This is a genomic window from Massilia sp. CFBP9012, assembly GCF_034045115.1.
Lineage (GTDB): Bacteria > Pseudomonadota > Gammaproteobacteria > Burkholderiales > Burkholderiaceae_D > Telluria.
Genome location: NZ_JAXCWM010000009.1, coordinates 160,461 through 183,256, shown reverse-complemented (window position 1 = coordinate 183,256; position 22,796 = coordinate 160,461). Strand labels below are relative to the sequence as shown.

General features: G+C 65.7%; 21 protein-coding genes. 14 read left to right on the top strand and 7 right to left on the bottom strand.

All coding sequences use genetic code 11. From position 1 onward, the window contains the following. Positions 1-8: 8 nt before the first annotated feature. Together SOM61_RS16700 and SOM61_RS16695 are read left to right on the top strand one after the other, a co-directional pair. Positions 9-749 carry a hypothetical protein gene (locus tag SOM61_RS16700; RefSeq protein WP_320475117.1) on the top strand — a complete coding sequence of 247 codons (741 nt, stop codon included), beginning with the start codon at positions 9-11 and terminating at the stop codon, positions 747-749. After that, positions 746-1,516 (top strand): hypothetical protein, encoded by a 771-nt coding sequence (locus SOM61_RS16695; RefSeq protein ID WP_320475116.1) that lies wholly within the window; start codon positions 746-748, stop codon positions 1,514-1,516. Before SOM61_RS16700 ends, SOM61_RS16695 begins: the two co-directional genes overlap by 4 nt. 32 nt (positions 1,517-1,548) lie before the next feature. Here SOM61_RS16695 and SOM61_RS16690 read toward each other — a convergent pair whose 3' ends face one another. From SOM61_RS16690 to SOM61_RS16670, 5 genes are all read right to left on the bottom strand, one after another. Next, positions 1,549-3,225 carry a diguanylate cyclase gene (locus SOM61_RS16690; RefSeq protein WP_320475115.1) on the bottom strand — a complete coding sequence of 559 codons (1,677 nt, stop codon included), beginning with the start codon at positions 3,223-3,225 and terminating at the stop codon, positions 1,549-1,551. Between the two features lie 81 nt (positions 3,226-3,306). Beyond that, positions 3,307-4,158: a glycosyltransferase family 2 protein gene (locus SOM61_RS16685; RefSeq protein ID WP_320475114.1), complete on the bottom strand. Its 852-nt coding sequence runs from the start codon at positions 4,156-4,158 to the stop codon at positions 3,307-3,309. Continuing rightward, positions 4,155-4,994 carry a glycosyltransferase family 32 protein gene (locus SOM61_RS16680; protein ID WP_320475113.1) on the bottom strand — a complete coding sequence of 280 codons (840 nt, stop codon included), beginning with the start codon at positions 4,992-4,994 and terminating at the stop codon, positions 4,155-4,157. The genes SOM61_RS16685 and SOM61_RS16680 overlap by 4 nt, the downstream gene beginning before the upstream one ends. Continuing rightward, positions 4,991-6,205, bottom strand: a complete 1,215-nt coding sequence (locus tag SOM61_RS16675) for a glycosyltransferase family protein (protein ID WP_320475112.1) — start codon at positions 6,203-6,205, stop codon at positions 4,991-4,993. The genes SOM61_RS16680 and SOM61_RS16675 overlap by 4 nt, the downstream gene beginning before the upstream one ends. Next, positions 6,202-7,329 carry a glycosyltransferase family 32 protein gene (locus tag SOM61_RS16670; RefSeq protein WP_320475111.1) on the bottom strand — a complete coding sequence of 376 codons (1,128 nt, stop codon included), beginning with the start codon at positions 7,327-7,329 and terminating at the stop codon, positions 6,202-6,204. Before SOM61_RS16670 ends, SOM61_RS16675 begins: the two co-directional genes overlap by 4 nt. Positions 7,330-7,457: 128 nt before the next feature. Between SOM61_RS16670 and clpB the strand changes: the two genes are divergently transcribed. The 5 genes from clpB (at position 7,458) to SOM61_RS16645 (ending at position 15,898) form a co-directional block, all read left to right on the top strand. After that, positions 7,458-10,067: an ATP-dependent chaperone ClpB gene (gene clpB, locus SOM61_RS16665; protein ID WP_320475110.1), complete on the top strand. Its 2,610-nt coding sequence runs from the start codon at positions 7,458-7,460 to the stop codon at positions 10,065-10,067. Positions 10,068-10,418: 351 nt separating this feature from the next. Beyond that, entirely contained in the window at positions 10,419-11,786 is a 1,368-nt protein-coding gene (gene aceA / locus SOM61_RS16660; RefSeq protein WP_320475109.1) for an isocitrate lyase, read from the top strand. A 58-nt stretch (positions 11,787-11,844) separates the two neighbouring features. After that, positions 11,845-13,119, top strand: coding sequence for a 23S rRNA (adenine(2030)-N(6))-methyltransferase RlmJ (locus SOM61_RS16655; protein WP_320475108.1), 1,275 nt, complete (start codon positions 11,845-11,847; stop codon positions 13,117-13,119). A gap of 132 nt (positions 13,120-13,251) precedes the next feature. Further along, entirely contained in the window at positions 13,252-14,532 is a 1,281-nt protein-coding gene (locus SOM61_RS16650) for an EAL and HDOD domain-containing protein (RefSeq protein ID WP_320475107.1), read from the top strand. A 73-nt stretch (positions 14,533-14,605) separates the two neighbouring features. Continuing rightward, complete coding sequence (locus SOM61_RS16645; RefSeq protein WP_320475106.1) at positions 14,606-15,898, top strand: TonB family protein; 1,293 nt, start codon at positions 14,606-14,608, stop codon at positions 15,896-15,898. Here SOM61_RS16645 and SOM61_RS16640 read toward each other — a convergent pair. Both SOM61_RS16640 and SOM61_RS16635 read right to left on the bottom strand, forming a co-directional pair. After that, entirely contained in the window at positions 15,892-16,641 is a 750-nt protein-coding gene (locus tag SOM61_RS16640; RefSeq protein WP_320475105.1) for an SAM-dependent methyltransferase, read from the bottom strand. The genes SOM61_RS16645 and SOM61_RS16640 overlap by 7 nt on opposite strands. Positions 16,642-16,669: 28 nt before the next feature. Beyond that, entirely contained in the window at positions 16,670-17,275 is a 606-nt protein-coding gene (locus SOM61_RS16635) for a Maf-like protein (RefSeq protein WP_320475104.1), read from the bottom strand. A 100-nt stretch (positions 17,276-17,375) separates the two neighbouring features. Here SOM61_RS16635 and SOM61_RS16630 point away from each other — a divergent pair, with 100 nt between their 5' ends. The 7 genes from SOM61_RS16630 to acpP all read left to right on the top strand — a co-directional run bounded on the left by SOM61_RS16630 (position 17,376) and on the right by acpP (position 22,780). Beyond that, positions 17,376-17,873: a YceD family protein gene (locus tag SOM61_RS16630; RefSeq protein WP_320475103.1), complete on the top strand. Its 498-nt coding sequence runs from the start codon at positions 17,376-17,378 to the stop codon at positions 17,871-17,873. A gap of 249 nt (positions 17,874-18,122) precedes the next feature. Further along, positions 18,123-18,305: a 50S ribosomal protein L32 gene (rpmF, locus tag SOM61_RS16625; protein ID WP_005666806.1), complete on the top strand. Its 183-nt coding sequence runs from the start codon at positions 18,123-18,125 to the stop codon at positions 18,303-18,305. A 222-nt stretch (positions 18,306-18,527) separates the two neighbouring features. Continuing rightward, complete coding sequence (plsX, locus tag SOM61_RS16620) at positions 18,528-19,604, top strand: phosphate acyltransferase PlsX (RefSeq protein ID WP_320475102.1); 1,077 nt, start codon at positions 18,528-18,530, stop codon at positions 19,602-19,604. 20 nt (positions 19,605-19,624) lie between these two features. Then, positions 19,625-20,611 (top strand): beta-ketoacyl-ACP synthase III, encoded by a 987-nt coding sequence (locus SOM61_RS16615; protein WP_320475101.1) that lies wholly within the window; start codon positions 19,625-19,627, stop codon positions 20,609-20,611. Positions 20,612-20,657: 46 nt separating this feature from the next. Then, positions 20,658-21,593 (top strand): ACP S-malonyltransferase, encoded by a 936-nt coding sequence (gene fabD / locus SOM61_RS16610; protein WP_320475100.1) that lies wholly within the window; start codon positions 20,658-20,660, stop codon positions 21,591-21,593. 16 nt (positions 21,594-21,609) lie between these two features. Continuing rightward, positions 21,610-22,347 carry a 3-oxoacyl-ACP reductase FabG gene (fabG, locus tag SOM61_RS16605; protein WP_320475099.1) on the top strand — a complete coding sequence of 246 codons (738 nt, stop codon included), beginning with the start codon at positions 21,610-21,612 and terminating at the stop codon, positions 22,345-22,347. A gap of 193 nt (positions 22,348-22,540) precedes the next feature. Continuing rightward, the gene (gene acpP / locus SOM61_RS16600) at positions 22,541-22,780 is read left to right on the top strand and encodes an acyl carrier protein (protein WP_005666812.1); all 240 of its coding nucleotides are present in this window, start codon (positions 22,541-22,543) and stop codon (positions 22,778-22,780) included. The last annotated feature ends 16 nt before the right edge of the window (positions 22,781-22,796 follow it).

Below are 22,796 nucleotides of genomic sequence, written 5' to 3'. Positions count from 1 at the left end.
TAAACGCCATGCTCGAAGGACTGCCCCATTTCTGGATCAACCGCGCCGCCGACGAAGGGCGGCGCCTGCTGGCGCGCGAAGCCTTCGAGCGCGCCGGCGTCGCGCATGCGCGCATCGAGGCGGTCACGCCCGACACCCTGCCGGCGGTGAAGGTGCGCGAGCCGTTCGCCAACTCATTGCACGAGCTGGCGATCGTCGCCTCGCACCTGCGCGCGGCCGGCGCCGCGCTCGATGCGGGCGCCGCGGCCGCGGTGATCATGGAAGACGACGTGCGCGCCCACCACCGCTACGACGGCGCGGCCTTGCTGGCTTCGGCGCCGCCGGACTGGGAAATCCTGCAGCTGCACGTGAGCCATGCGCCGGTGATCGGCGAGCTCGGCGAGCTGTATCTGCGCCACGGCATCCTGTGGCATGAATGGGAACCGAGCTGCTACTCGGCCGGCGCCTGGGTCGCGCGGCGCGGCGCGCTGACGGCCCTGCTGGCGCGCTACAGCCCGGACGGGGTCGGGCTCGACCTGTCCGGCGTGCATGCCTGGGGCAAGCTGGTGGCCGACCACCTGCTGTACCGGCGCAGCGTCTGCTACACGGCGACGGTGCCGTACTTCTTCAACGACATCGCCCTTGACTCGACCCATGCGCCGCAGCGCGACGCCACCCACCATCGCCCCGGTGCGCTGGCGGCGCAGGGCCTCAGGCAGCGCATCCTCGCCGCCAGGGGCGCTTACCCGTTCGCGCTGGGCCAGCCATGAACGGCACCAGCCACGACGTCGCGGTGGTGATCGCCACCACCTGCCGCCTGTCGCTGGCGCGCGCCGTGCGCTCGGTGTATGGCCAGCGCATCGACGGGCGCATCCAGATCCTGGTGGGCGTCGATTGCGACCCGCACGGACGGCTCGATGCTCTGCTGGCGCAGCTGGCGCCGGAATGCCCGCCGCACGTCACGCTCAGCCTGATCGACCTGGGTTATTCGACCTCGCGCCGCCACGGGGGCGTGCACGCCTCGTTCTACGGCGGCTCGCTGCGCTCGGCGCTGACCCTGCTGGCCGACAGCCGGGTGGTGGTCTACCTCGACGACGACGACTGGTTCAGGCACGACCACTGCGCGCTGGTGCTGGCCGCGATCGAGGGCAAGAAATGGGCGTTCTCGTATTCGGTCTACGCTGACGGCAACACCGGCCAGGAATTGTGCGTGGACGAGATCGAGAGCGTGGGCGTGGGCCGCGGCATCTATGCCGAGCGCTTCGGTGGCTTCGTGCGGCCCAGCGGGCTGGCGATCGACAAGCTGCAGCTGCTGCACCTGGTGCACCTGTGGTCGTGCGCCGCGTTCGCGACCGGCGACGGCGAGGACCGGCTGGTGTTCGAACAGCTGCGCCACGAGCCGCATGGCTGCACCGGCGTGGCCAGCGTGTGCGTGGCGCTCGACCCGAACGACCAATTGCATGCGCGGCGGGTGGAATTCATGCGCGCGCGCGGGGTGTCGTATGGCGGGAGCGACAAGGTCGAGTCGAGCCGCTAGCGCGTGCCGGCGCCAGATTCAGCCTGGCGCGGCTACCCTGCTATCACTACCCGGTTACGCCCGTCTTTCTTCGCCGCGTACAGGGCGCGGTCGGCCGCCTGCAGCGGATCGGCCTCCTGCGCGCCATCGCCGCGCCACTGGGCAACGCCGAACGAGGCCGAGATGCCCGAGATCGTCGCACCCTGGTGCTGGATGACGATCTCGGTCAGGGTCAGGCGTATCGCTTCGGCGCACTTCGCGGCTTCTTCGGCGCCGCAATCGGGCAGCATCAGCACCAGTTCCTCGCCGCCGTAGCGGCACGCCACGTCGCTGGCGCGCACCCGCTGCAAGAGCACGCGGCTGGCCGCCTGCAGCACCAGATCGCCGCCATCGTGGCCATAGGTGTCGTTGATGCGCTTGAAATGGTCGAGGTCGATCATCACCACCGAGCAGACGCTGTGGCTGCGTTGGGAGCGCGCCAGCTCGCGCTTGAGCGATTCGTCGAAGAATCGCCGGTTGTACAGGCCTGTCAGCGGATCGACGGTCGACTGGTAGCGCAGCGTGTGGCGCAGCGAAACGTTGCTGATCGCCAGGCTGAGCTGTTCAGCCAGCGAGACGATGTGGGCGCTGTCGCCCGGGCTGGCGTCGTGCCGGTCGCCGGCGATCACCAGGATGCCAATCACATCGCCCTGGGAAATCATCGGCACGCAGGTCTGAGCCTCATGGTCGTCGTGCCAGGTGGCGCCATGGTCGCAGCACAGATCGTGTTTTCTGGTGGCCATATGGACCTTGCCCAAGCGCAGGCCCCAGCATTCGCCTGGCGCCACCGTGGGCGGCGCATCGTCCATCAGGCCCCAACTGGCCTTCAGCTCAAGCACGTCGCGCGAATTGCGATATAGATAGACCGCGCCAGATGTGCCAGGCAATAGCTTGCGCAGGAATACCGGTAAAACCCGCTCGAGCTCGGGCGGTGTTTTCACGCTATCGAGCGCCTGCAGCATATCGGCCGTGATCGCCAGGCGCTCGGCGCGTATGGCGGCCTGTTGCGCCAGCTGTGCGTTGTTCTCTGCCAGCGACTTCGACTGGCGCGCCGATTCCGCCTGTTCATTCAGGCTCCTGGTCACGATGTAGATGGTCGCAAAAATCAGCACGACGCTGGCCAGGCTGGCGCCGATGCCCAGCGCCGAGTTGTAGCGCAGGGTGGTGGTCAGCTCATCGCGCAACCGGGTACGATTGTCGGCCAGCGCCTTTTGCTGGCGGCCGAGCAGGGTGCGCAGCTCGTCCATGATGACCTTGCCACGCTGGCTGGCGACCATATCCATTGCTGCCCTGGTCTTCCCGGCTTTCTTGAGGCGGATGGTCTGGTCCATTTCGCGGACCTTCGCCTGGCTCAGTTCGACGATACGCGCCACCAGCGTGCGCTCGGCGTCCGAACTGGCGTGCCGCTGCAGATGTTCGAGCGCGGCGGGTATGCCCGCCACGCCGGCATTGTATGGGGCCAGGAAACTGTCATCGCTGCCGATCAGGAAGCCGCGCTGTCCGGTTTCGGCATCCTGCAGCAGGACCAGCATGAGATTGTAGGCACGTTCCTTGGCTGCCCCGTCCTTCAGCGCTTCGAGGGTGGCGTTCGCCTGGGAACTGCTGAGGATTGGCAGCGTGGCAAGGCAGGCCAGGATGAGAATGATCAGGGCGCCGAAAATCTTCAGGCTGGAGTCGAGTCTGGAAAACATGCTGCTGGGAAATAATGAATTTGACAGATCATAGCCCAGGACATGCTCCGCCAGTGCGGGGAACAGCCAGCCACATTCGCTTCAGTTCGGACGATCGGCGCCTGGCGCCGTCGCCAGCGCCGCCGCGTAGGCTGCATGCGGTCCATGTGTTCCCAGCGCCGCCAGCGCAGCCTCATATCCCGTTTCCACCTGCTCGAAACTGGCCGCCGCCCAGATCGCCGCGAAATGCCCTGCGTTCCAGGTATTGGCGCCGGTCTGCACATAGGTATATACCCACGGCGCATCGAGCAACAGCACCCGCCCGCGCCGCAGCATGGCGTGCATGACGGCGGTATCCTCGCCGCGCGCCAGCGCCGGGTAGGGCGGCACGCCCGTGCGGCGCGCCAGCATCGAACCTTCCCATTCGCGCGCGCCGGACACGCCCAGCCGGCGCGCGCCCGGCGCCCACAGCAGCCAGCGCTGCAGGAACATGGCGTCGGCCCCCAGCGCCAGCAAGGCCTGCATCCCGAGGGCGATGCGGTCGGGGTGGTACAGGTCGTCGTCGTCCCACTGGCAGATCCAGTCGCCGCGCGCGGCCTGCAGCGACAGGTTGCGCAACTCGCCCAGGCTGGCCGCGGGCGTGGCGGGGAGTACCAGCCGGATCCGCTCATCGCCAAGCTGGCGGCAATAGGCTTCGATCTCGGTGCCGGGCGCATCGCACACCAGTACCAGTTCGCGCGCGGCCCAGCCCTGGGCGCGGAAGCAGTCGACCGCGAAGCGCGCCGGGAACAGGCGGCCGCGGGTGACCATCAGGCACGACACCAGCGGCTCTGCACCGGGCCAGGCCAGCTGCTGCAGCACGCCTTGCGCTACCTGCATGCCGTCCTGGCCGAGCTTGAAGCCGGCGCTGCGGCCAGGGCCCGGCAGGAAGTCCGTGAAAACTGGATCGCTCATGGCACGCATTCCGGCAAATACGGACGCGCCAGCAGCGCATAGGTGCTGGCGCCGGCGCGCACCCAGTCCTCGGTCAGCAGCCCGGCATGGAAGCTGGTGAAGTCGGTGCGCGCGGCGTCCCACCACAAGTGGCTGCACAGGTGCAGGCTGACCACATCGCGCAGGTCGGGATCGACCCGCTCGAACAGGTTGCGCATGCCGTCCGGCGTCCACGGATGGCGGTAGAAGTACTGGCGCGGCACCACGTGCACCAGGTCCGGATGCGCTTCCCACAGGCGCGTCGCGAGCTGGCAGGAATGGCTGGTCCACTTGCCGTCGAAGGCGGCGTGGGAATCGTGCAGCCAGCGTGCGACGAAGGGTGCGCCGGGCCTGGCCGCGATCAGGGCATTGCACAGCGACGGGCGCAGGATGCCGCGTTCGTCGGGCAGGGCGCCTTCGTCGCCCAGCACGCAATCGTAGTCATGCAGGTGGTCCGGCATGGGCGCCACGAACAGGGTGTCGATGTCGGCGTAGACGCCGCCATGCTCGGCCAGCACGCGCAGGCGGATGAAGTCGGCCTCGTGGGCGTAGCTCCAGCCGGCGGCGGCGATCAGGCGGCCTTCGCCGGACTGCTGGTAGGCGGCCTGCGGCAGCGCTTCGCGCGTCACCTTGCGCAGCACCAGGTGCGGCTTGATGCGCTCCCACAGCGGCCCCCACGGCTCGTGGTCGTGGTGGAACCAGATCGCGTGGCCGGGGTTCAGACGGCGGCACGATTCGAGGCACAGGTAATGCGCCAGGTGGAATGGTGCGTCCTGCACGCGCAGGCCGAACACGAAGTGGAAGATGCGCGGGATCATGGCTGGCCCTCCAGGACGCCGATCGCGCGGGCGAACTGGCGCATGACGGTTCCCTCGGCATAGCGGTTGGCGATGGTTTCGCTCAGGCGCCGGGCGTGGGAATCGGGCGCAGCGCGGTGGATGAAGCGGTAGCGCATCTTGGCGCGCGCGTCCGCCATGTCGGCCACCGCCCAGTGCTGGTCGGGCATATAGCTGGTGCCGGGCCAGTCGATCGCTTCCAGGCGGCCGCCGATCAGGCCCGGATGGTCGCGCCCGAGATAGTCGAGCTGCCCGCTCCAGCCGGTCATCAGGACCGGGCGCCCGAGGGCGGCGGCGTCGAAGGCGCCCATGCCCCAGCCCTCGGCGCGGCTCAGCGACACATAGGTGTCGCCGATGCCGTGCAGGCAGTCGATCCAGCCGCCTTCGAGGCCGTCGCCGGCCAGAATGCCGATGCGCGGCAGCTGCGCGCGCCCGTTGCGGGCGGCGAAGGCGTGGATGGCTTCCTGCACCAGTTCGCTCGAGGTTTTTCCCTGTTCGTGCGGCAGCGGGAAGTGCACCGGCCGGCTCGAGGTCTTGATGCACAGGGCAGCCGTCTCGTCGGCCGTGAACTCGGCCAGGAAGGCCTCGACCAGGCGCGGCAAGTCCTTGCGCAGCATCCAGGCGCCGATCGTGTAGAACACGTGGTCGTCGGGCCGGAAGCCCAGCCGCTCGCGCAGTCCGGCGCGAGCGGCGGGCGTGACGTCATCGACCGCGTGGCGCCGGATGTGCGGCACCACGTGCACCGGCACGGTCACGCCGCCGGCGCGAAATGCCTCGGCATTGAAGGTCGACGGCACCAGCACCGCCTCGAAGCGGTTCAGGATCGCCGGCCAGTGGGCCGGGATGCGGTCGGCTTCCCAGGTGCAGTAGGCATAGTTGCGCTTGCCCGGCTCCAGGCAGGCTTCCAGGTATTCGGGCACCAGGTGGGCGACCACGATGTCGCAGTCGCGTGGCGCGGCGCAGCGCGCGAGGATGGCGGGCAGGTCGCGCAGGCTCGGGTCGGCGCTCGCCGCGCGCATGCATTCGAGCAGCTCCGGCGCCATGCCCGGTTCCCAGAACTGCAGGCCCTGCGGTCCCCAGAACACGGGCTGCCACTGTACGTCGTGGCCCAGGTTGACGAGGCCGCGCAGGTAGGCCAGGCCGGACAGGCCATAGCCGGTGGTGTCGCCGTAGGAGACATATTTGATGGTCATGTTGTTTCCTTGGGCGCTCGCTCGATGCGCAGGCCGGCAATGCGCAGCAGCCCCGCGCCGGCGCTGAAGATGCCGATCACGATGTCCTTGCGGCTGGTGGCGACGTCGAGGTCGAGCGCCGGCGTGGCCGCGCCGCCGCCCAGACGATGCTCGGCGCGCGCCAGTGGCAGGCCGGAGCCGTTCTCCAGCGCCACCAGGGTCAGCGCGGCGCCGGCGGCCGCGTCGTCCAGTTCCAGCAGGACCCGGTAGCGGCCCGCCGCGAACGGGATCGGCAGGTGGCACAGCGCCACCGTGTCGAGCGCGCCGTCGCTCCTGGCCGGCGCGCCCGGATAGACCAGGCGGCCGCCGTCGAGCGTTGCCGCGGCGCGGCCATGGCGCGCCAGGTAGTCGGCGTCGATCAGCACCGGATAATCGGCGGCATAGGTCAGCCGGGCATGATAAAAATCGTTGTAGTCGTTGACGCCCCGCTCCAGTCCCAGTTCCGCCAGCCCGGCGGCGCGTTTGGTGCGGTAGCCGACCAGGCGCCCGTCGGTGGCGTCGATGAAGGCCAGCGACTCGGTATCGTTGCGCTGGGCCAGGTTGCTCACCTCGCCCAGGTGGATCTGGTCCGGTTCGCAGTGCAGGGCGATCGCCTTGCCGAGCAGGACCGGACCGGTGGGGCACAGCGAGGAGGCGCCGCGGTAGCGGCTGCGGCAGTTGGCGACGATCATCCGGATCGCCGCCGCCAGGGCCGGCGCGCGCGGCGGTGCTCCCAGGATGGTGTTGCTCACGATCCAGGGCGCGACCACGGCGCGGTCGCGGAACACGATCAGCTTGCCCGACTCCAGCGGCAGCGGGGCATGGAAGAACACCGACAGGTCGGCGTACAGGCCACCGAACTCGTGCAGCAGGCACAGGCGCGCCAGGTCGGCGCGGTAGGCGTAGGGCAGCAGCTGGTCGTAGGCCCAGGCGACGTCGGCGTCCATATGGGTGCGCAGGAAGTCGCGGATGGCGTCCTGGCCGTACAGGCGGTGCGGCAGGCCCGGGTGGTGTTCGCGCAGCGATGCGAGATTGCGCGAGATGGCAGGCGGCAGCGCCTGGTCGGCATGGGCCTGATCGGTGATGAGGATGCTCAGTAGGTTCATTGCGGGAAACGAAAGCGCCGTGTCCGCATTGTACGGGATGGCACGGGGCTTGAGCGGCATCTTGAAAAGGCGGCCACTCACCCCTATCTTGCTCACTAACTAACAACAAACCTCTAGGGAGCAACACCATGCGGCAAGATAAATTGACGACCAAGCTCCAGGAAGCCCTGGCAGATGCCCAGAGCCTGGCGGTCGGCAACGATAACCAGTACATCGAATCGATACACCTCCTGCTCGCCCTGCTGAACCAGGACGACGGCAGCGCGCGCTCGCTGCTGCAGCGCGCCGGCGTCAATGTCGGCGCGCTGACCAATGCCCTGAAGGCGCAGCTGGAGCGCCAGCCGAAAGTCACCGGCGCCGGCGGCAACGTCCAGGCTGGACGCGACCTGATGGCCTTGCTGAACCTGGCCGACCGCGAGGCGCAAAAGCGCGGCGATCAGTTCCTGTCGTCCGAGATGGTGCTGCTGGCGCTGGCCGACGACAAGTCCGACGCCGGCCGCCTGGCGCGCGAGAATGGCCTGGCCCGCAAATCGCTGGAGTCGGCTATTTCAGCCGTGCGCGGCGGTGAAGCCGTGAATTCGCCCGAGGCCGAAGGCCAGCGCGAATCCCTCAAAAAATACACGCTCGACCTGACCGAGCGCGCCCGCGCCGGCAAGCTGGACCCCGTGATCGGCCGCGACGACGAGATCCGCCGCGCGATCCAGGTGCTGCAGCGGCGCAGCAAGAACAACCCGGTGCTGATCGGCGAACCGGGCGTGGGCAAGACCGCCATCGTCGAGGGCCTGGCCCAGCGCATCGTCAACGGCGAAGTGCCCGATTCGCTCAAGGGCAAGCGCGTGCTGTCGCTGGACATGGCGGCGCTGCTGGCCGGCGCCAAGTTCCGCGGCGAGTTCGAGGAGAGGTTGAAGAGCGTATTGAAGGAGCTGGCGCAGGATGAGGGCCAGACCATCGTCTTCATCGACGAGCTCCACACCATGGTCGGCGCCGGCAAGGCCGAAGGCGCGATGGACGCCGGCAATATGCTCAAACCCGCGCTGGCGCGCGGCGAGCTGCACTGCGTCGGCGCGACCACGCTCGACGAGTACCGCAAGTATGTCGAGAAGGACGCCGCCCTCGAGCGCCGCTTCCAGAAGATCATCGTCGACGAGCCGAGCGTGGAGGCGACCATCGCCATCCTGCGCGGCCTGCAGGAGAAGTACGAGCTGCACCACCAGGTTGACATCACCGACCCGGCGATCATCGCCGCGGCCGAGCTGTCGCACCGTTACATCACGGACCGCTTCCTGCCCGACAAGGCGATCGACCTGATCGACGAGGCGGCGGCCAAGATCAAGATCGAGATCGATTCCAAGCCCGAAGTCATGGACCGCCTCGAACGGCGCATGATCCAGCTGAAGATCGAGCGCGAAGCCGTGCGCCGCGAGACCGACGAAGCCTCGCAGCGCCGCCTGGAGCTGCTCGGCGAAGAGATCGCGCGCCTGGAACGCGAGTACAACGACTACGAAGAAGTGCTGAAGGCCGAGAAGGCGGCGGTGCAGGGTACCACCCATATCCGGGAAGAGATCGAGCGCATCCGCTTCCAGATGGACGAGGCCAAGCGCCAGAGCAACTGGCAGCAGGCTTCGGAGCTGCAGTATGGCCGCCTGCCGGAGCTGGAGGCGCAGCTGCGCCAGGCCGAGGAAGCCACGGCCCGTGCCGAAACGGATAACGTGAAACCGAAGCTGCTGCGCACGCAGGTGGGCGCCGAGGAAATCGCCGAAGTGGTCTCGCGCGCGACCGGCATCCCGGTGGCGCGCATGATGCAGGGCGAGCGCGACAAGCTGCTGCACATCGAGGACGAGCTGCACAAGCGCGTGGTGGGCCAGGACGAGGCGATCGAGGCGGTGTCCGACGCGATCCGGCGCTCGCGCGCCGGCCTGTCGGATCCGAACCGTCCCTACGGTTCCTTCATGTTCCTGGGCCCGACCGGGGTCGGCAAGACCGAACTCTGCAAGGCGCTGGCGGGCTTCCTGTTCGACACCCAGGATGCGCTGATCCGCATCGACATGAGCGAATTCATGGAAAAGCATTCGGTCGCCCGCCTGATCGGCGCGCCGCCGGGCTACGTCGGCTACGAGGAGGGCGGTTACCTCACCGAGGCCGTGCGCCGCAAGCCCTATAGCGTGATCCTGCTCGACGAGGTCGAGAAGGCGCATCCGGACGTGTTCAACGTGCTGCTGCAGGCGCTGGACGACGGCCGCATGACCGATGGCCAGGGCCGTACGGTGGACTTCAAGAACACGGTGATCGTGATGACCTCGAACCTCGGCTCGCACCGGATCCAGTCGATGGACAGCGACGAGCCGGCGGTGGTCAAGATGGCCGTGATGGCCGAGGTGCGCAGCCACTTCCGTCCCGAATTCATCAACCGCATCGACGAGATCGTGGTATTCCATGCGCTCGACGAGAAGAATATCGGCGCGATCGCCCGCATCCAGCTGCAGATCCTGGAGGCGCGGTTGGCCAAGATGGAAATGACGCTGGATATCGACGAGGCGTCGCTGCAGAAGATCGCTGAGGCCGGCTACGATCCGGTGTATGGCGCGCGCCCGCTCAAGCGCGCGATCCAGCAGCAGATCGAGAACCCGCTGTCCAAGGCGATCCTGGCGGGCCGCTTCGGACCGAAGGACACGATCCCGGTGCGGGTGCGTCACGGCGAACTCGTATTCGGCGACGATACGGTCGACCTGGCCAAGTAAGCCAATCGCTGTAACGCCATGAAAGGGCGCGGCGTTTGCTGCGCCCTTTGTCCGTTTACCCTCGGCAGCAGGGTCTTTCTTGATGGGAATTAAGGCGCGATTTTTCAGGATGCGAAATGATCGTCCTGCCATATGGAATGCGCAGCAAAGCCAGACCAGGACTTGTTCTCATTGTAAGAAATTTCATTTCATATGCCGGAATGGAGATTTCAAGTCATTGAAAACAAAAGACAAAATTATAGTGATCTGTCTTATATAAGAGTGATTGTGCTGCGCACAAACCGGGCTATGATGGATTCAACGGATTCGCACTACCTACCAATCGTTGTCAATCATCTTCAGGAGAGCACCATGACCAGCCGTGAACAGCAAATCGCCGAATTGCAACAGGAATGGGACAGCAACCCACGCTGGAAAGGCGTGGTCCGCAACTACACCGCGGCCGACGTCGTCCGGCTGCGCGGCTCGGTCCCGATCGAGCACACCCTGGCCAAGCGCGGCGCCGACAAGCTGTGGCAGCTGGTGCACGACGAGCCCTACGTCAACGCCCTCGGCGCCCTGACCGGCAACCAGGCCATGCAGCAGGTGAAGGCCGGCCTGAAAGCGATCTACCTGTCGGGCTGGCAGGTGGCGGGCGACGCCAATGTGGCCGGCGAGATGTATCCCGACCAGTCGCTGTATCCGGCCAACTCGGTGCCGCTGGTCGTGCGCCGCATTAATAACACCTTTCAGCGCGCCGACCAGATTCAATGGTCTGAGGGCAAGGACGACATCGATTACTTCGCGCCGATCGTGGCCGATGCCGAAGCCGGCTTCGGCGGCGTGCTCAATGCCTACGAGCTCATGAAGTCGATGATCGAGGCGGGCGCCGCCGGCGTGCACTTTGAGGATCAACTGGCCTCCGTCAAAAAATGCGGCCATATGGGCGGCAAGGTGCTGGTGCCCACCCGCGAGGCGGTCGAGAAACTCAATGCCGCGCGCCTGGCCGCCGATGTGATGGGCACCTCGACCCTGGTCATCGCCCGCACCGATGCCGAGGCGGCCGACCTGCTGACCTCGGACGTCGACGCAAACGACAAACAATTCTGCACCGGCGAGCGCACGGTGGAGGGCTTCTTCCGCGTCAAGCCGGGCATCGAGCAGGCGATCTCGCGCGGCCTGGCCTATTCGCCTTATGCCGACCTGGTGTGGTGCGAGACCGGCAAGCCCGACCTCGAGTTCGCGCGCCGCTTCGCCGACGCCATCCACGCGAAATTCCCGGGCAAGATGCTGGCCTACAACTGCTCGCCTTCGTTCAACTGGAAAAAGAACCTGGACGACGCCACCATCGCCAAATTCCAGCAGGAGCTGGGGGCCATGGGCTATAAATTCCAGTTCATCACGCTGGCTGGCTTCCATTCGCTCAACTACGGCATGTTCAATCTCGCCCACGGCTATGCCCGCAGCGGCATGTCGGCCTTCGTCGAGCTGCAAGAGGCCGAATTCGCAGCCGCCGAGAAGGGCTTCACCGCCGTCAAGCACCAGCGCGAAGTGGGCACCGGCTACTTCGATGCCGTGACCCAGGCCATCCAGCAGGGCCAGAGCTCGACCACCGCATTGCATGGCTCGACGGAGGATGAACAGTCCCCCGAACAAAAAAAGGGGGCGGGGGGGGGGGGGCGGGGGGCGTACCCCCCAACCCCACTGGAATTCCCAGCCGCAGCCGGTTGTAGTGGATAATGGCGCCTAATTCTGCCGCCAACTTTCTCGCGGCAACCTCTTTTAGGAATTCCAGCTTATGTTGAGCTACCGCCACGCCTTCCACGCGGGTAACCACGCCGATGTCCTCAAGCATTTTGTTCAGGTGCAGCTGCACGTGTACATGAACCAGAAGGATGCCGCCTATACCTATATCGACACCCACTCGGGCGCCGGCGTGTATGCGCTCGACAGTTTCCAGTCTACCAAGACCGCCGAGTTCGATACCGGCATCGGCCCCTTGTGGAACTGCACCGACGTCCCGGCCCCGCTGAAGGAATACCTGGACCTCATCAAGGGCATGAATCCGAGCGGCAAGATGCGCTACTACCCGGGTTCGCCCTACGTGGCCGAGCAGATGTCGCGCGAGCAGGATCGCCTGCGCCTGTTCGAGTTGCACCCGGCCGATTGCAAGATCCTGGCCGATAACTTCCGCAAGCTCGACGCGCACAAGGCGGAGCAGGGCGAGCGTTCGCGCGGCCGCCGCGTGATGATCGAGCATGGCGACGGCTTCCATAGCATGAAGGCGCTGCTGCCGCCGCCGTCGCGCCGCGCACTGGTGCTGATCGACCCGCCCTACGAGATCAAGGACGACTACAAGCGCGTGCGCGACGCGCTCGATGAAGCGTTGGCCAAATTCCCGAGCGGCATTTTTGCGATCTGGTATCCAGTGCTGCAGCGCATGGAGTCGCGCCAGTTCGCCGACCGCCTCAAGCGCCTGCCGGCCAAGGAATGGCTCAACGTCACGCTCACCACCAACACCCCGACCCCGGACGGCACCGGCCTGCATAGCAGCGGCATGTTCATCCTGAATCCGCCGTACACGCTGGAGCCGATCCTGCGTGAAGTCATGCCCTATCTGGTGCGTGTGCTGGGCAAGGACGCCGGCGCCCGCTTCACGGTCGAGACAGGCACGCAAGTGACCGGCGCCGCCGCCGGCCGCATGGTGGGCGATACGCCACGGGCGCCGGTGGGCAATGCGCGCCGCGCCAGCCCGCTGTCGGGCAAGGGCAGCCTGCGCCTGCCGGGCCAGAGCATGCCCCGCGCCGACGAGGCGCCGGCCGCCCCAGCTAAACCGGCGCGCGCCGGTGGTCCACGCACTGCCGCGCCACGCGATGGTGCTCCGCGCGATGGTGCGCCACGCGGCACTCCGGCGCCACGCGGCAATGCGGCGCGCACCCGCGCCGATGCTGCCACGGGCCCGCGCGACGGTGCACCACGCACCGCGCGCAACAGCGCCGCCCGCCCGGCAGCGCCGAGCGCACCGCGCAATGGACGCACCCGTCAAGGCGGTGGCGGTGGCGGCCGCGGCTGATCCGGGCAGCGTTCGATTCGATGTCGAAATGCTAAGATTGGCATTTTTGTAGTATAGTCGGCGTAGGTGGGTGGCGCGTGCCGTCCACCTGGCGCGGCGCGCTGCCGTGACTGTTTCCAGGAGTATTTTTCGATGCACGCCGATGCAACGGCAGCGGTCTCCGTGCCGTCCGATGATTTCTTTCTTGCGCGTCAGCCCATCCTCGGGCGCGACCAGCATCTGGTGGCGTTCGAGCTGCTGTTCCGTGCTGCCGGCGAGGACGATGACGCCAAGCTGACCGACGGCGCTGCGGCCACCGCCGCCGTCATCTCGCATGCATCCCAGCTCGGCATGGAGCAGGTGGTGGGCGAGCAGCTTGCCTTCGTCAACGTCGACGAGGTGGTGCTGATGAGCGACTTCGTGCGCTTCCTGCCTCCGCACAAGGTAATCCTGGAAATCCTCGAGACCGTCGAGCCAACGCCGGAACTGCTGGCGCGGGTGGCCGAGCTCAAGGAACTGGGATTCAAGTTCGCAGTTGACGACGTGGTCGAGCACTCGAGCGAGCTCGATAAGCTGGTGCAGCTGGTCGACATCATCAAGGTCGACGTCAAGGGCGTGGTCCCGAACGAACTGGCGCAGCTGGTCGAATCGCTGCGCGGCACCGGCAAGACCCTGCTGGCCGAGAAGGTCGAGACCATCGACGAGTTCAAGCTGTGTATGGAACTCGGCTTCGAATATTTCCAGGGCTATTATTTCGCCCGTCCCGTCATCCTGAGCGGACGCAAGATCACGCCGTCCGAAATCACCATCCTGCGCCTGCTGGAACTGGTCAACTCGAACGCCGACAGTCAGACGATCGAGACCGCCGTCAAGCGCGACGCCCTGATCAGCCTGAACCTGCTGCGCCTGGTGAACAGCCGCGCCGTGCCGGGTCCGCGCATCGAATCGCTGTCGCAGGCCCTGGTCCAGCTCGGTCGGCGCCAGCTGGGACGCTGGCTGCAGATCCTGCTCTACACGGCGGCCGGCGCCCGGGTCGAACTCAAGTCGCCGCTGCTGCAACTGGCCACCACGCGCGGCAAGCTGCTCGAATTGATGACCCTGCGCGTGCGGCCGGGCGACACCGCCAGCGCCGACCGCGCCTTCACTGTGGGCATCATGTCACTGGCCGAAGCCCTGTTCTCGGTGCCGATGGCCGACATCCTGGCACACGTCGACATCGCGCACGACGTGCGCGAAGCGCTGCTCGAGCGCGAAGGCGATTTCGGCACCATGCTGCGCATCGCCGAATTGCTCGAGGCGGCCGAGGGTGGCCGCAAGCTGGCGAATGCGCTCAAGAAGATCGGCCTGACGGTGGCCGAGGTGCGCGAGATCGAGCTGGCGGCGTTCGACTGGGTGCGCGAACTGACCAACGACGTCCCGCAGCCACTGCAGTAGCCACCGCCTGGCGATTGCAGGTGTGTGACATTCCGTGAGCGTGTAGCGCCGCGCCTGGCGCTACAGTCACGGTATGAGTGTCGCCATTCTTTTCCTGGCCGCCGCCGCGGCCATCGCCTCAGTCCACGATGCAGCCGAGCAGGATCGCATCCGGCAGGCGATGAAGTTCGATCTTTACGCCTGCGCGCGTCCTTCCTATCCGCCTGCCGCGCTGGCGCAAAGGGCTGGCGGACAATCCACGCTGGAAATCAAGGTCGATGCCGACGGCAAGGTCACTGACGCCCGTGTCGCGGTGTCCAGCGGCAGGGCCGATCTGGACGCAGCGGCGCTGACTAGCATCTCCAAATGCGCCTTCCATGCATTGAACACGCTGGGCAAGCCTCCAGACAAGCGGTTCAGGGCGCAGTTCATCTGGAAGCCAGGCGAGCCGCCCCGGGCGCTCGATCCTGCACTGGTCATGCGTATCCAGCGGCTGGCGGAGGAGGGCGATCCTACTGCCCAGAACACCCTTGGCACCTGGTATGAGCAAGGGCGCTTCTTCGAGAAAGACCTGGCGCAGGCTGCGGCCCTGTACCGTCTCGCGGCGCACGGAGGCAATGCCTACGCGCAGAACAATCTCGGGGTGCTGCTCAACCGTGGCGCTGGCGTGGCGCGCGATCGCCGCCAGGCGTCCTTCTGGTATGCCAAGGCTGCCGGACAGGGGCATGGCTGGGCCCAGGCCAACCTGTCCTGGGCCTATGGGCATGGCAGCCTCGGCGAGCCGAATATGGAGCAGGCGCGCAAGTGGCTGACCCGGTCGGCCGAAGGCGGATTGGCCGCCGCCCAGGTGCGGCTCGGCTTGCTGATGCTCGAGCGCGCGGCCTATGCGGAAGCGCGGGCGCCGGGTGCGCAGTGGTTCGCACGCGCGGCCGTGGCGGACGATCCCGCCGGCCTCTACTACTTGGGGCGTAGCTACCAGCTGGGTGTCGGCAACGAGCCGGATGACGTGCTGGCCGCCGCCTTGTATCGGCGCGCACTCGGGCGCAGTGACGGACGCGCCGAAACGGCGCTGGCGACATTGATCGAGGACGGCCGGGCGCAGGCCGAGGCGCCGGACGAAGTGCTCACGCTGTACGAGACCGCCATGCAGTCACGCGAGGGTGGCGCCTTTTATCGCTATGGCCTCGTGCTGGAGCGGCGCGGCGATCACGCGCTGGCGACCGCGCTGTTCCGGCATGGGCGGACACTGGGCGACTGCCGGGCGGCCATGCGATCCATCCAGATCCAGGCGGGCGGTGCCTCGCTGCGCGCGATTCGGCCGGTATCGGTGGAGCAGTGCGGGGACCCGCTAGAACCCCGGCCGCAGGGTTGGCGCGAGCTTTACTGACCCAGCAACAGGAATACGGTCGGCTTCTTGTGGAAGTCCGGCCCTTTATTGGACGCCAGCGCCGCCTTCCACTTGGCCGCCGTCAGGGTGCGCACCGACTCGGTCGGCAGCGACAGGTCGGTCGCCACGCAGATCAGGGTGCCGGGCTGGCAACTAGCCGCCAGTGCTTCGAGCATGGCGCCGTTGCGATAGGGCGTCTCGATCAGCAACTGGGTCTGGCGCTCGCTGCGCGAACGCTTTTCCAGGTCCTGGATGCGTTTGGTGCGCTGCGCCGCATCGGTCGGCAGGTAGCCATTGAAGGCAAAACTCTGGCCATTCAGGCCGCTCGCCATCACGGCCAGCAGCAGCGACGACGGCCCCACCAGCGGACGCACCGCGATGCCGTGTTGATGCGCCAGGCGCACCAGGTCGGCGCCGGGATCGGCCACGGCCGGCACGCCGGCTTCCGATACCAGGCCTGCGTCGCGGCCCGCCAGCAGCGGCGCAAGCAGTTGCGCCAGCGCCGCCGGCGGCGTGTTCACGTTCAGTTCCGCGATCTCGATTTCCTGCAGCGGCTTGGCCAGCGGGTGATCGATTGCAATCAGTTTCAAAAAGGCGCGCGCGGTCTTGGCGTTTTCCGCCACGAAGTAGTCGAGCTTGCTGGTCAGTGCCTGCACCTGGGTCGGGAGCAGGGAGTTCAGGCCGCCGGGAACAGCGTCGGTCGGGCCGAGGGTATTCGGGATCAGGTACAGGGTGCCGGGCATGGTGCGAATTCTATAAGTCAGGTGCCGCTCAGTTGCTAAAGAACTGCACGCCGGCCTTGCGCAACATGCCGGTCAGGGCGATCAGCGGCAGGCCGGTGAGGGCGGTGGGGTCGTTCGATTGGATGCCTTCGAGCAGGGCGATGCCCAGCCCTTCGTTCTTGGCGCTGCCGGCGCAGTCATACGGTTGCTCGATGCGCAGATAGGCGTCGAGCTCATGGTCGGGCAGGTCGCGGAAAGCGACGCGCACCTGCACGTTCTCCACTTGCGCGGCCTGGTCGGGATCGGCAACGCGCCCATCCCACAGGCATAAAGCCGTATGGAACATGACTTCGCGACCGCGCATCAGCTGCAACTGGGCCAAGGCGCGCGCATGATCGCCTGGTTTGCCGATCTGCAGCCCGTCCAGTGTGGCCACCTGGTCGGAACCGATCACCAGCGCGCCGGGGTGACGCTGCGCGACAGCCTGCGCCTTCGCCCGCGCCAGGCGCAGGGCGGTGGATTGCGGCGTTTCGCCATCCAGCGCCGTCTCGTCGATGTCGGGCGCGACGGCCTCGAAGGGCAGGCCCAGGCGCTGCAACAGTTCGCGGCGATAGGCGGAACTCGAGGCGAGGATGAGCGGAGGCAAAGGTTTCATGGCGCAGTTTGATGAGAATACGACGCGGGAATACGACGGTTTTTTGACGCCGGCGCGAAAAGCCTGCTATTATCGCAGGTTTTCCGGGGTAACTTTCTAAATGAGCGCTTTTGTCATCGACGCCTTCGAGTTTTGCAAGAGCGACGGCCATCGTGAAGGCGCTACGCCCCTGATCGAGATGACCCGTCTGGCCGCCGAAAGCGTGGAAAAGAGCGGCGATATCAGCTGGTCGATCCAGGGCGGCAAGACCCGCCACGGCTATCCGTCGCTGACCCTCGCGGTCGCCGGTCACGTCAAGCTGGTCTGCCAGCGTTGCCTGCAGCCTCTGGACTACGAGATCGATTCGTCGACCATGCTGGTGCTGGGCGAGAACGACGAGGATGCCGATGGAATCGAGCAAATCCTCGACGACGAAAGCATCGACGTCATCGTCGGCAGCCGCACGTGCGACATCCGCCAGTTGCTCGAGGATGAGGCCCTGCTGGCCTTGCCGCAGTCGCCACGGCATGATGTTTGTCCGGATACGGGCTTGCTCGATCGCCTGAAAACCGATAAAGTGTCGCCTTTCGCCGCCCTCAAGAACTTGAAGACGGACTAAGAAGAAGAAATAGCAGGAAAAATCAGCAGCACAGGATTCGCAGTACGGTGGCGGCAGCGTAGAAACAATGTCGTCCAAATTCTGCAAAGAAACGTGTCAGACGCGTGCAATCGAGTATGGCATTCGCGGTAGTTGTAGCAGCGTTCAACATGTCGGTAGTCCTTAGGGCTTGCCGCCGAGATACTCGACTTGCATCCTTTTTGCATATCGATTGTGTTAAAATTTTAGAACTTAGTACTAGGAGTTATCATGGCTGTTCAGCAGAATAAGAAATCCCCATCGAAGCGCGGCATGCACCGTTCGCACGACTTCCTGACCGCCCCTAACCTGGCAGTCGAGCCGACCACCGGTGAAACCCACCTGCGTCACCACATCTCGCCAAACGGTTTCTACCGTGGTCGCAAGGTCCTGAAGACCAAGAACGACGAGTAATCGACGTTCTGGCTTTTAGTATCATGAAAGCGGCGCAACGTATGTTATCTGCGTGGCGCCGCTTTTTCTTTGGCATCTGCTCAGTAACCGGCTGCATCCTGGGAGTTCGTCCCGACGCTCCTGGCACCGTCATGTTGAACAGCCTGGATCCCGTGCGCATGTGCGCCACGCCCCGATCCCCTCTGGCCGCCCGTCCTGTGTGAGCCGCGGCATCTCCAACAAATGACAATTAAAATATCCATTGACTGCATGGGCGGCGATCACGGCCCCTCAGTTACCATTCCGGCAGCCATCTCCTTCCTCAAAAAGCAAGCTGACGCCGAGCTCGTGCTCGTGGGCGTCGAGGATGTGCTGCGCGCAGAACTCAAGAAGCATCACGCGGACAAACACCCGCGCCTGACCGTCAAGCACGCCTCCGAAGTCGTCGCGATGGACGATCCTGTCGAAGTGGCCCTGCGCCGCAAGAAGGATTCGTCGATGCGCGTGGCGATCGAGCTCGTCAAGGACGGCAGCGCCCACGCCAGCGTCTCGGCCGGCAATACCGGCGCCCTGATGGCCGTGTCGCGCTACGTGCTCAAGACCATGGCCGGCGTCGATCGCCCGGCGATCTGCTCGATCATCCCGAACCAGAAGGGCGCGCCGACCTATATCCTCGACCTCGGCGCCAACGTCGACTGCGAGCCCGATCACCTGCACCAGTTCGCCATCATGGGTTCGGTGCTGTGTTCGGCAATCGAGGGTATTCCGCGCCCGACCATTGGCCTGCTGAATGTCGGCACCGAAGACATCAAGGGCAACGAGGTGGTGAAAGCCACCGGCGTGCTGCTGCGCGCCGATGCCGAACGTGGCAAACTGAACTTCTTTGGCAATGTCGAAGGCAATGACATCTTCAAGGGCACGGTCGACGTCGTCGTCTGCGACGGTTTCGTCGGCAATGTCACCCTGAAAACGATCGAAGGCATGTCGCGCTTCGTCAAGAGCGTGTTCAAGGAAAGCATCCTGTCGATGCTGGGTGCGCTGCTGGCGCGCAAGTCGCTCAAGAAGCTCAATCCGGAACGCTACAATGGCGCCGGCCTGCTTGGCCTGAAAGGCCTGGTCTTCAAGAGCCACGGCGGCGCCAATGCCTATGCCTTCGAGTGGGCGATCAAGCGCGCCTACGATGCCGCGCACAATAATGTGCAAGAGCACCTGTCGGCCCTGATCGCCGAACTGATGCCTAGCCCCCCGGTAACGGCTCCAGTCGCTGCTCCCGCGGCCGCTCCGGCGCCCGTGCAGGACGGCCAGCGCCAGGCACAATAACCCAGCAGGATGGTGAAGCAATGAGCATGTATAGCAAAATCACCGGCACCGGCAGCTATCTGCCAGCCAACCGCGTCAGCAACGAACAGCTGGCGGCCCAACTGGCCGAGAAAGGTGTCGAGACCTCGCACGAGTGGATCGTCACCCGCAGCGGCATCGAGGCGCGCCACTATGCCGCGGCCGACGAACTGTCGTCCGACCTGGCCGTGCACGCTGCCCGCAAGGCGCTCGAGATGGCCGGTAAATCCCCGGCCGACGTCGACCTGGTGATCGTCGCCAGTTCCACTCCCGACTTCCACGGCAGCTTCCCGAGCACGGCCTGCATCGTCCAGCAAAAGCTGGGCATGGCCAACGGCAGCGCCGCCTTCGACGTGGCCGCCGTCTGCAGCGGCTTCGTGTACGCGGTCTCGACCGCCGACGCCTTCATCCGCGCCGGCAACCACAAGCGGGTGCTCGTGATCGGCTCCGAAGTGTTCTCGCGCATCGTCGACTTCAACGACCGCACCACCTGCGTGCTGTTCGGCGACGGCGCCGGCGCCGTGCTGCTCGAAGCGTCGAACGAGCCGGGCATCCTGGGCGCAAAGCTGCATGCCGACGGTAGTCACGCCGACATCCTGTCGATCCCGGGCAACCTGGCCAATGGCGCGGTCGCCGGCAGCGGCTTCCTGCACATGGACGGTCCGGCGGTGTTCAAGCTGGCGGTATCGGTGCTGGAAAAAGTCGCGCATGAGGTGCTCGATCACGCCGGTGTTTCCGCCGATCAGGTCGACTGGCTGGTGCCGCACCAGGCCAATATCCGCATCATGAACGGCACCGCCAAGAAACTCGGCCTGCCGCTCGAGAAGATGGTCGTCACCGTCAACGAACACGGCAATACCTCGGCCGCCTCGATCCCGCTGGCGCTCGACCAGGCGGTGCGCGACGGCCGCATCAAGCCGGGCCAGAACGTGCTGATGGAAGGCGTGGGCGGCGGCTTTACCTGGGGCGCGGTGCTGGCGCGCATGTAAGCGCCGGGCCTGGCCTCCAATAACAACAAAACTACGGAAAACAACGATGAGCAAATTCGCATTCCTGTTCACCGGACAAGGCGCCCAGGCAGTGGGCATGCTGAACGGCTTCGCCGGGAACCCGGTGGTCGATCAAACGGTGCAAGAAGCGTCCGACGCCCTGGGCTTCGACCTCAAGCGCCTGATCGCCGAGGGTCCGAAGGAAGACCTGGACCTGACCACCAATACCCAGCCGGTCATGCTGACCGCCGCGGTTGCCGTCTACCGCGCCTGGATCGCGGCCGGCGGCCCGGTGCCGAATGTGGTCGCGGGCCATAGCCTGGGAGAATATTCGGCCCTGGTGGCGGCTGGCGTGATCCGGTTCGCCGACGCCGTGCCGCTGGTGCGCTTCCGCGCGCAATCGATGCAGGACGCGGTGCCGGTCGGGCAGGGCGGCATGGCCGTCATCCTCGGCCTGCAGGCCGCCGACGTGCACGCAGTCTGTGTCGAAGCGGCGCAGGGCGAGGTGGTCGAAGCCGTCAACTTCAATGAGCCGACCCAGATCGTGATCGCCGGCCATACCGCCGCCGTCGAGCGCGCCTGCGAGATTGCCAAGGCCAAGGGCGCCAAGCGCGCCATGAAATTGTCGGTGTCGGCGCCGTTCCACTCGTCGCTGCTGAAACCGGCATCCGACCGCCTGCGTACTTATATGTCGGAGCTGAAGTTTGCCGCTCCGCAAATTGACGTCATCAACAACGTCGACGTCGCCGTGCTGAGCGATCCCGAGCAGATCAAGGACGCGCTGGTGCGCCAGGCCGCCGGTCCGGTGCGCTGGGTCGAGACCATGCAGAAAATGGCAGCTGACGGTGTGACCCAGGTCATCGAATGCGCACCAAGCAAGACCCTGATCGGCATGGCCAAGCGCATCGACGCGAACCTCGTCGGCGAAGCGCTGGTCGACCAGGCTGCGCTGGAGCGCGTGCTGGCGTCGATCTCCGAATAAAAGATAAAGGAAACCTATGAATCTGCAGAACCAAGTCGCGCTCGTCACCGGCGCATCGCGCGGCATCGGCAAGGCCATCGCGCTGGAACTGGCGCGCCAGGGCGCGAAGGTCGTCGGCACCGCCACCAGCGAATCGGGCGCCCAGGCGATTTCCGACTACCTGAGCGAATTCGGCGGCAAGGGCGTGGTCCTGAACGTACTCGACGCGGCCCGCTGCGCACAGGTCGTCGACGAAGTGCAGAAGGGCTACGGCAGCCTGGCTATCCTGGTCAATAATGCCGGCATCACCCAGGACAACCTGGCCATGCGCATGAAAGACGACGAGTTCGACAACGTGATCGCCACCAATCTCACCGCGGTCAGCCGCCTGTCGCGCCTGGTGTTGCGCGGCATGATGAAGGCCAAGGCCGGCCGCATCATCAGCATCACGTCGGTGGTCGGCGCGGCCGGCAACCCGGGCCAGATGAACTACGCCGCCGCCAAGGCCGGCGTGGCCGGCATGACCCGTGCGCTGGCGCGCGAGATCGGCAGCCGCAACATCACCGTCAACTGCGTGGCCCCGGGCTTCATCGACACCGACATGACCCGCGCGCTGGGCGAAGGCCAGCACGAAGCCCTGCTGACCCAGATTCCGCTGGGCCGCCTGGGCCAGCCGGAAGACATCGCCCATGCGGTGGCCTTCCTGGCCGGCCCGCAGGCCGCCTACATCACGGGCACCGAGTTGCACGTGAATGGCGGCATGTACATGAATTAATCAGTAAAGTATTAAATTGATAAAGACCGCGCTCCAATCGGCCCCGGCGAGCCGGTCCCGATTAGAGCGCAATCCGGACTTTTAGCAGGACTTTCCGGCGAAATAGCCGCAGTCGCCGAAAATAGTTTTTCGGGTCGCAAACCTGATAAAATGCGCGCACTTTCCGCAACACATACCTTAATGGAGCTACAACATGTCGGATATCGAACAACGCGTTAAAAAAATCGTCGCTGAACAACTGGGCGTTGCAGAAGCAGACATCAAAATCGATTCCTCGTTCGTTGACGACCTCGGCGCTGACTCGCTGGACACCGTTGAACTGGTGATGGCACTGGAAGACGAGTTCGAAATGGAAATCCCTGACGAACAGGCTGAGAAAATCACCACCGTCAAGCAAGCCATCGACTACGCAACCGCGCACGTCAAGGCCTAAGTAGTCGCTTTACAGT

What these genes read in the sequence shown, in the direction of transcription:
- acpP (WP_005666812.1), top strand. Translation starts at nt 22,541, where the DNA reads ATGTCGGATATCGAACAACGCGTTAAAAAAATCGTCGCTGAACAACTG.
- SOM61_RS16630 (WP_320475103.1), top strand. Translation starts at nt 17,376, where the DNA reads ATGAGCGCTTTTGTCATCGACGCCTTCGAGTTTTGCAAGAGCGACGGC.
- SOM61_RS16685 (WP_320475114.1), bottom strand. Translation starts at nt 4,158, where the DNA reads ATGAGCGATCCAGTTTTCACGGACTTCCTGCCGGGCCCTGGCCGCAGC.
- SOM61_RS16650 (WP_320475107.1), top strand. Translation starts at nt 13,252, where the DNA reads ATGCACGCCGATGCAACGGCAGCGGTCTCCGTGCCGTCCGATGATTTC.
- SOM61_RS16700 (WP_320475117.1), top strand. Translation starts at nt 9, where the DNA reads ATGCTCGAAGGACTGCCCCATTTCTGGATCAACCGCGCCGCCGACGAA.
- clpB (WP_320475110.1), top strand. Translation starts at nt 7,458, where the DNA reads ATGCGGCAAGATAAATTGACGACCAAGCTCCAGGAAGCCCTGGCAGAT.
- SOM61_RS16615 (WP_320475101.1), top strand. Translation starts at nt 19,625, where the DNA reads ATGAGCATGTATAGCAAAATCACCGGCACCGGCAGCTATCTGCCAGCC.
- SOM61_RS16695 (WP_320475116.1), top strand. Translation starts at nt 746, where the DNA reads ATGAACGGCACCAGCCACGACGTCGCGGTGGTGATCGCCACCACCTGC.
- plsX (WP_320475102.1), top strand. Translation starts at nt 18,528, where the DNA reads ATGACAATTAAAATATCCATTGACTGCATGGGCGGCGATCACGGCCCC.
- SOM61_RS16680 (WP_320475113.1), bottom strand. Translation starts at nt 4,994, where the DNA reads ATGATCCCGCGCATCTTCCACTTCGTGTTCGGCCTGCGCGTGCAGGAC.
- aceA (WP_320475109.1), top strand. Translation starts at nt 10,419, where the DNA reads ATGACCAGCCGTGAACAGCAAATCGCCGAATTGCAACAGGAATGGGAC.
- SOM61_RS16645 (WP_320475106.1), top strand. Translation starts at nt 14,606, where the DNA reads ATGAGTGTCGCCATTCTTTTCCTGGCCGCCGCCGCGGCCATCGCCTCA.
- SOM61_RS16640 (WP_320475105.1), bottom strand. Translation starts at nt 16,641, where the DNA reads ATGCCCGGCACCCTGTACCTGATCCCGAATACCCTCGGCCCGACCGAC.
- SOM61_RS16670 (WP_320475111.1), bottom strand. Translation starts at nt 7,329, where the DNA reads ATGAACCTACTGAGCATCCTCATCACCGATCAGGCCCATGCCGACCAG.
- SOM61_RS16635 (WP_320475104.1), bottom strand. Translation starts at nt 17,275, where the DNA reads ATGAAACCTTTGCCTCCGCTCATCCTCGCCTCGAGTTCCGCCTATCGC.
- rpmF (WP_005666806.1), top strand. Translation starts at nt 18,123, where the DNA reads ATGGCTGTTCAGCAGAATAAGAAATCCCCATCGAAGCGCGGCATGCAC.
- SOM61_RS16675 (WP_320475112.1), bottom strand. Translation starts at nt 6,205, where the DNA reads ATGACCATCAAATATGTCTCCTACGGCGACACCACCGGCTATGGCCTG.
- fabG (WP_320475099.1), top strand. Translation starts at nt 21,610, where the DNA reads ATGAATCTGCAGAACCAAGTCGCGCTCGTCACCGGCGCATCGCGCGGC.
- SOM61_RS16690 (WP_320475115.1), bottom strand. Translation starts at nt 3,225, where the DNA reads ATGTTTTCCAGACTCGACTCCAGCCTGAAGATTTTCGGCGCCCTGATC.
- SOM61_RS16655 (WP_320475108.1), top strand. Translation starts at nt 11,845, where the DNA reads ATGTTGAGCTACCGCCACGCCTTCCACGCGGGTAACCACGCCGATGTC.
- fabD (WP_320475100.1), top strand. Translation starts at nt 20,658, where the DNA reads ATGAGCAAATTCGCATTCCTGTTCACCGGACAAGGCGCCCAGGCAGTG.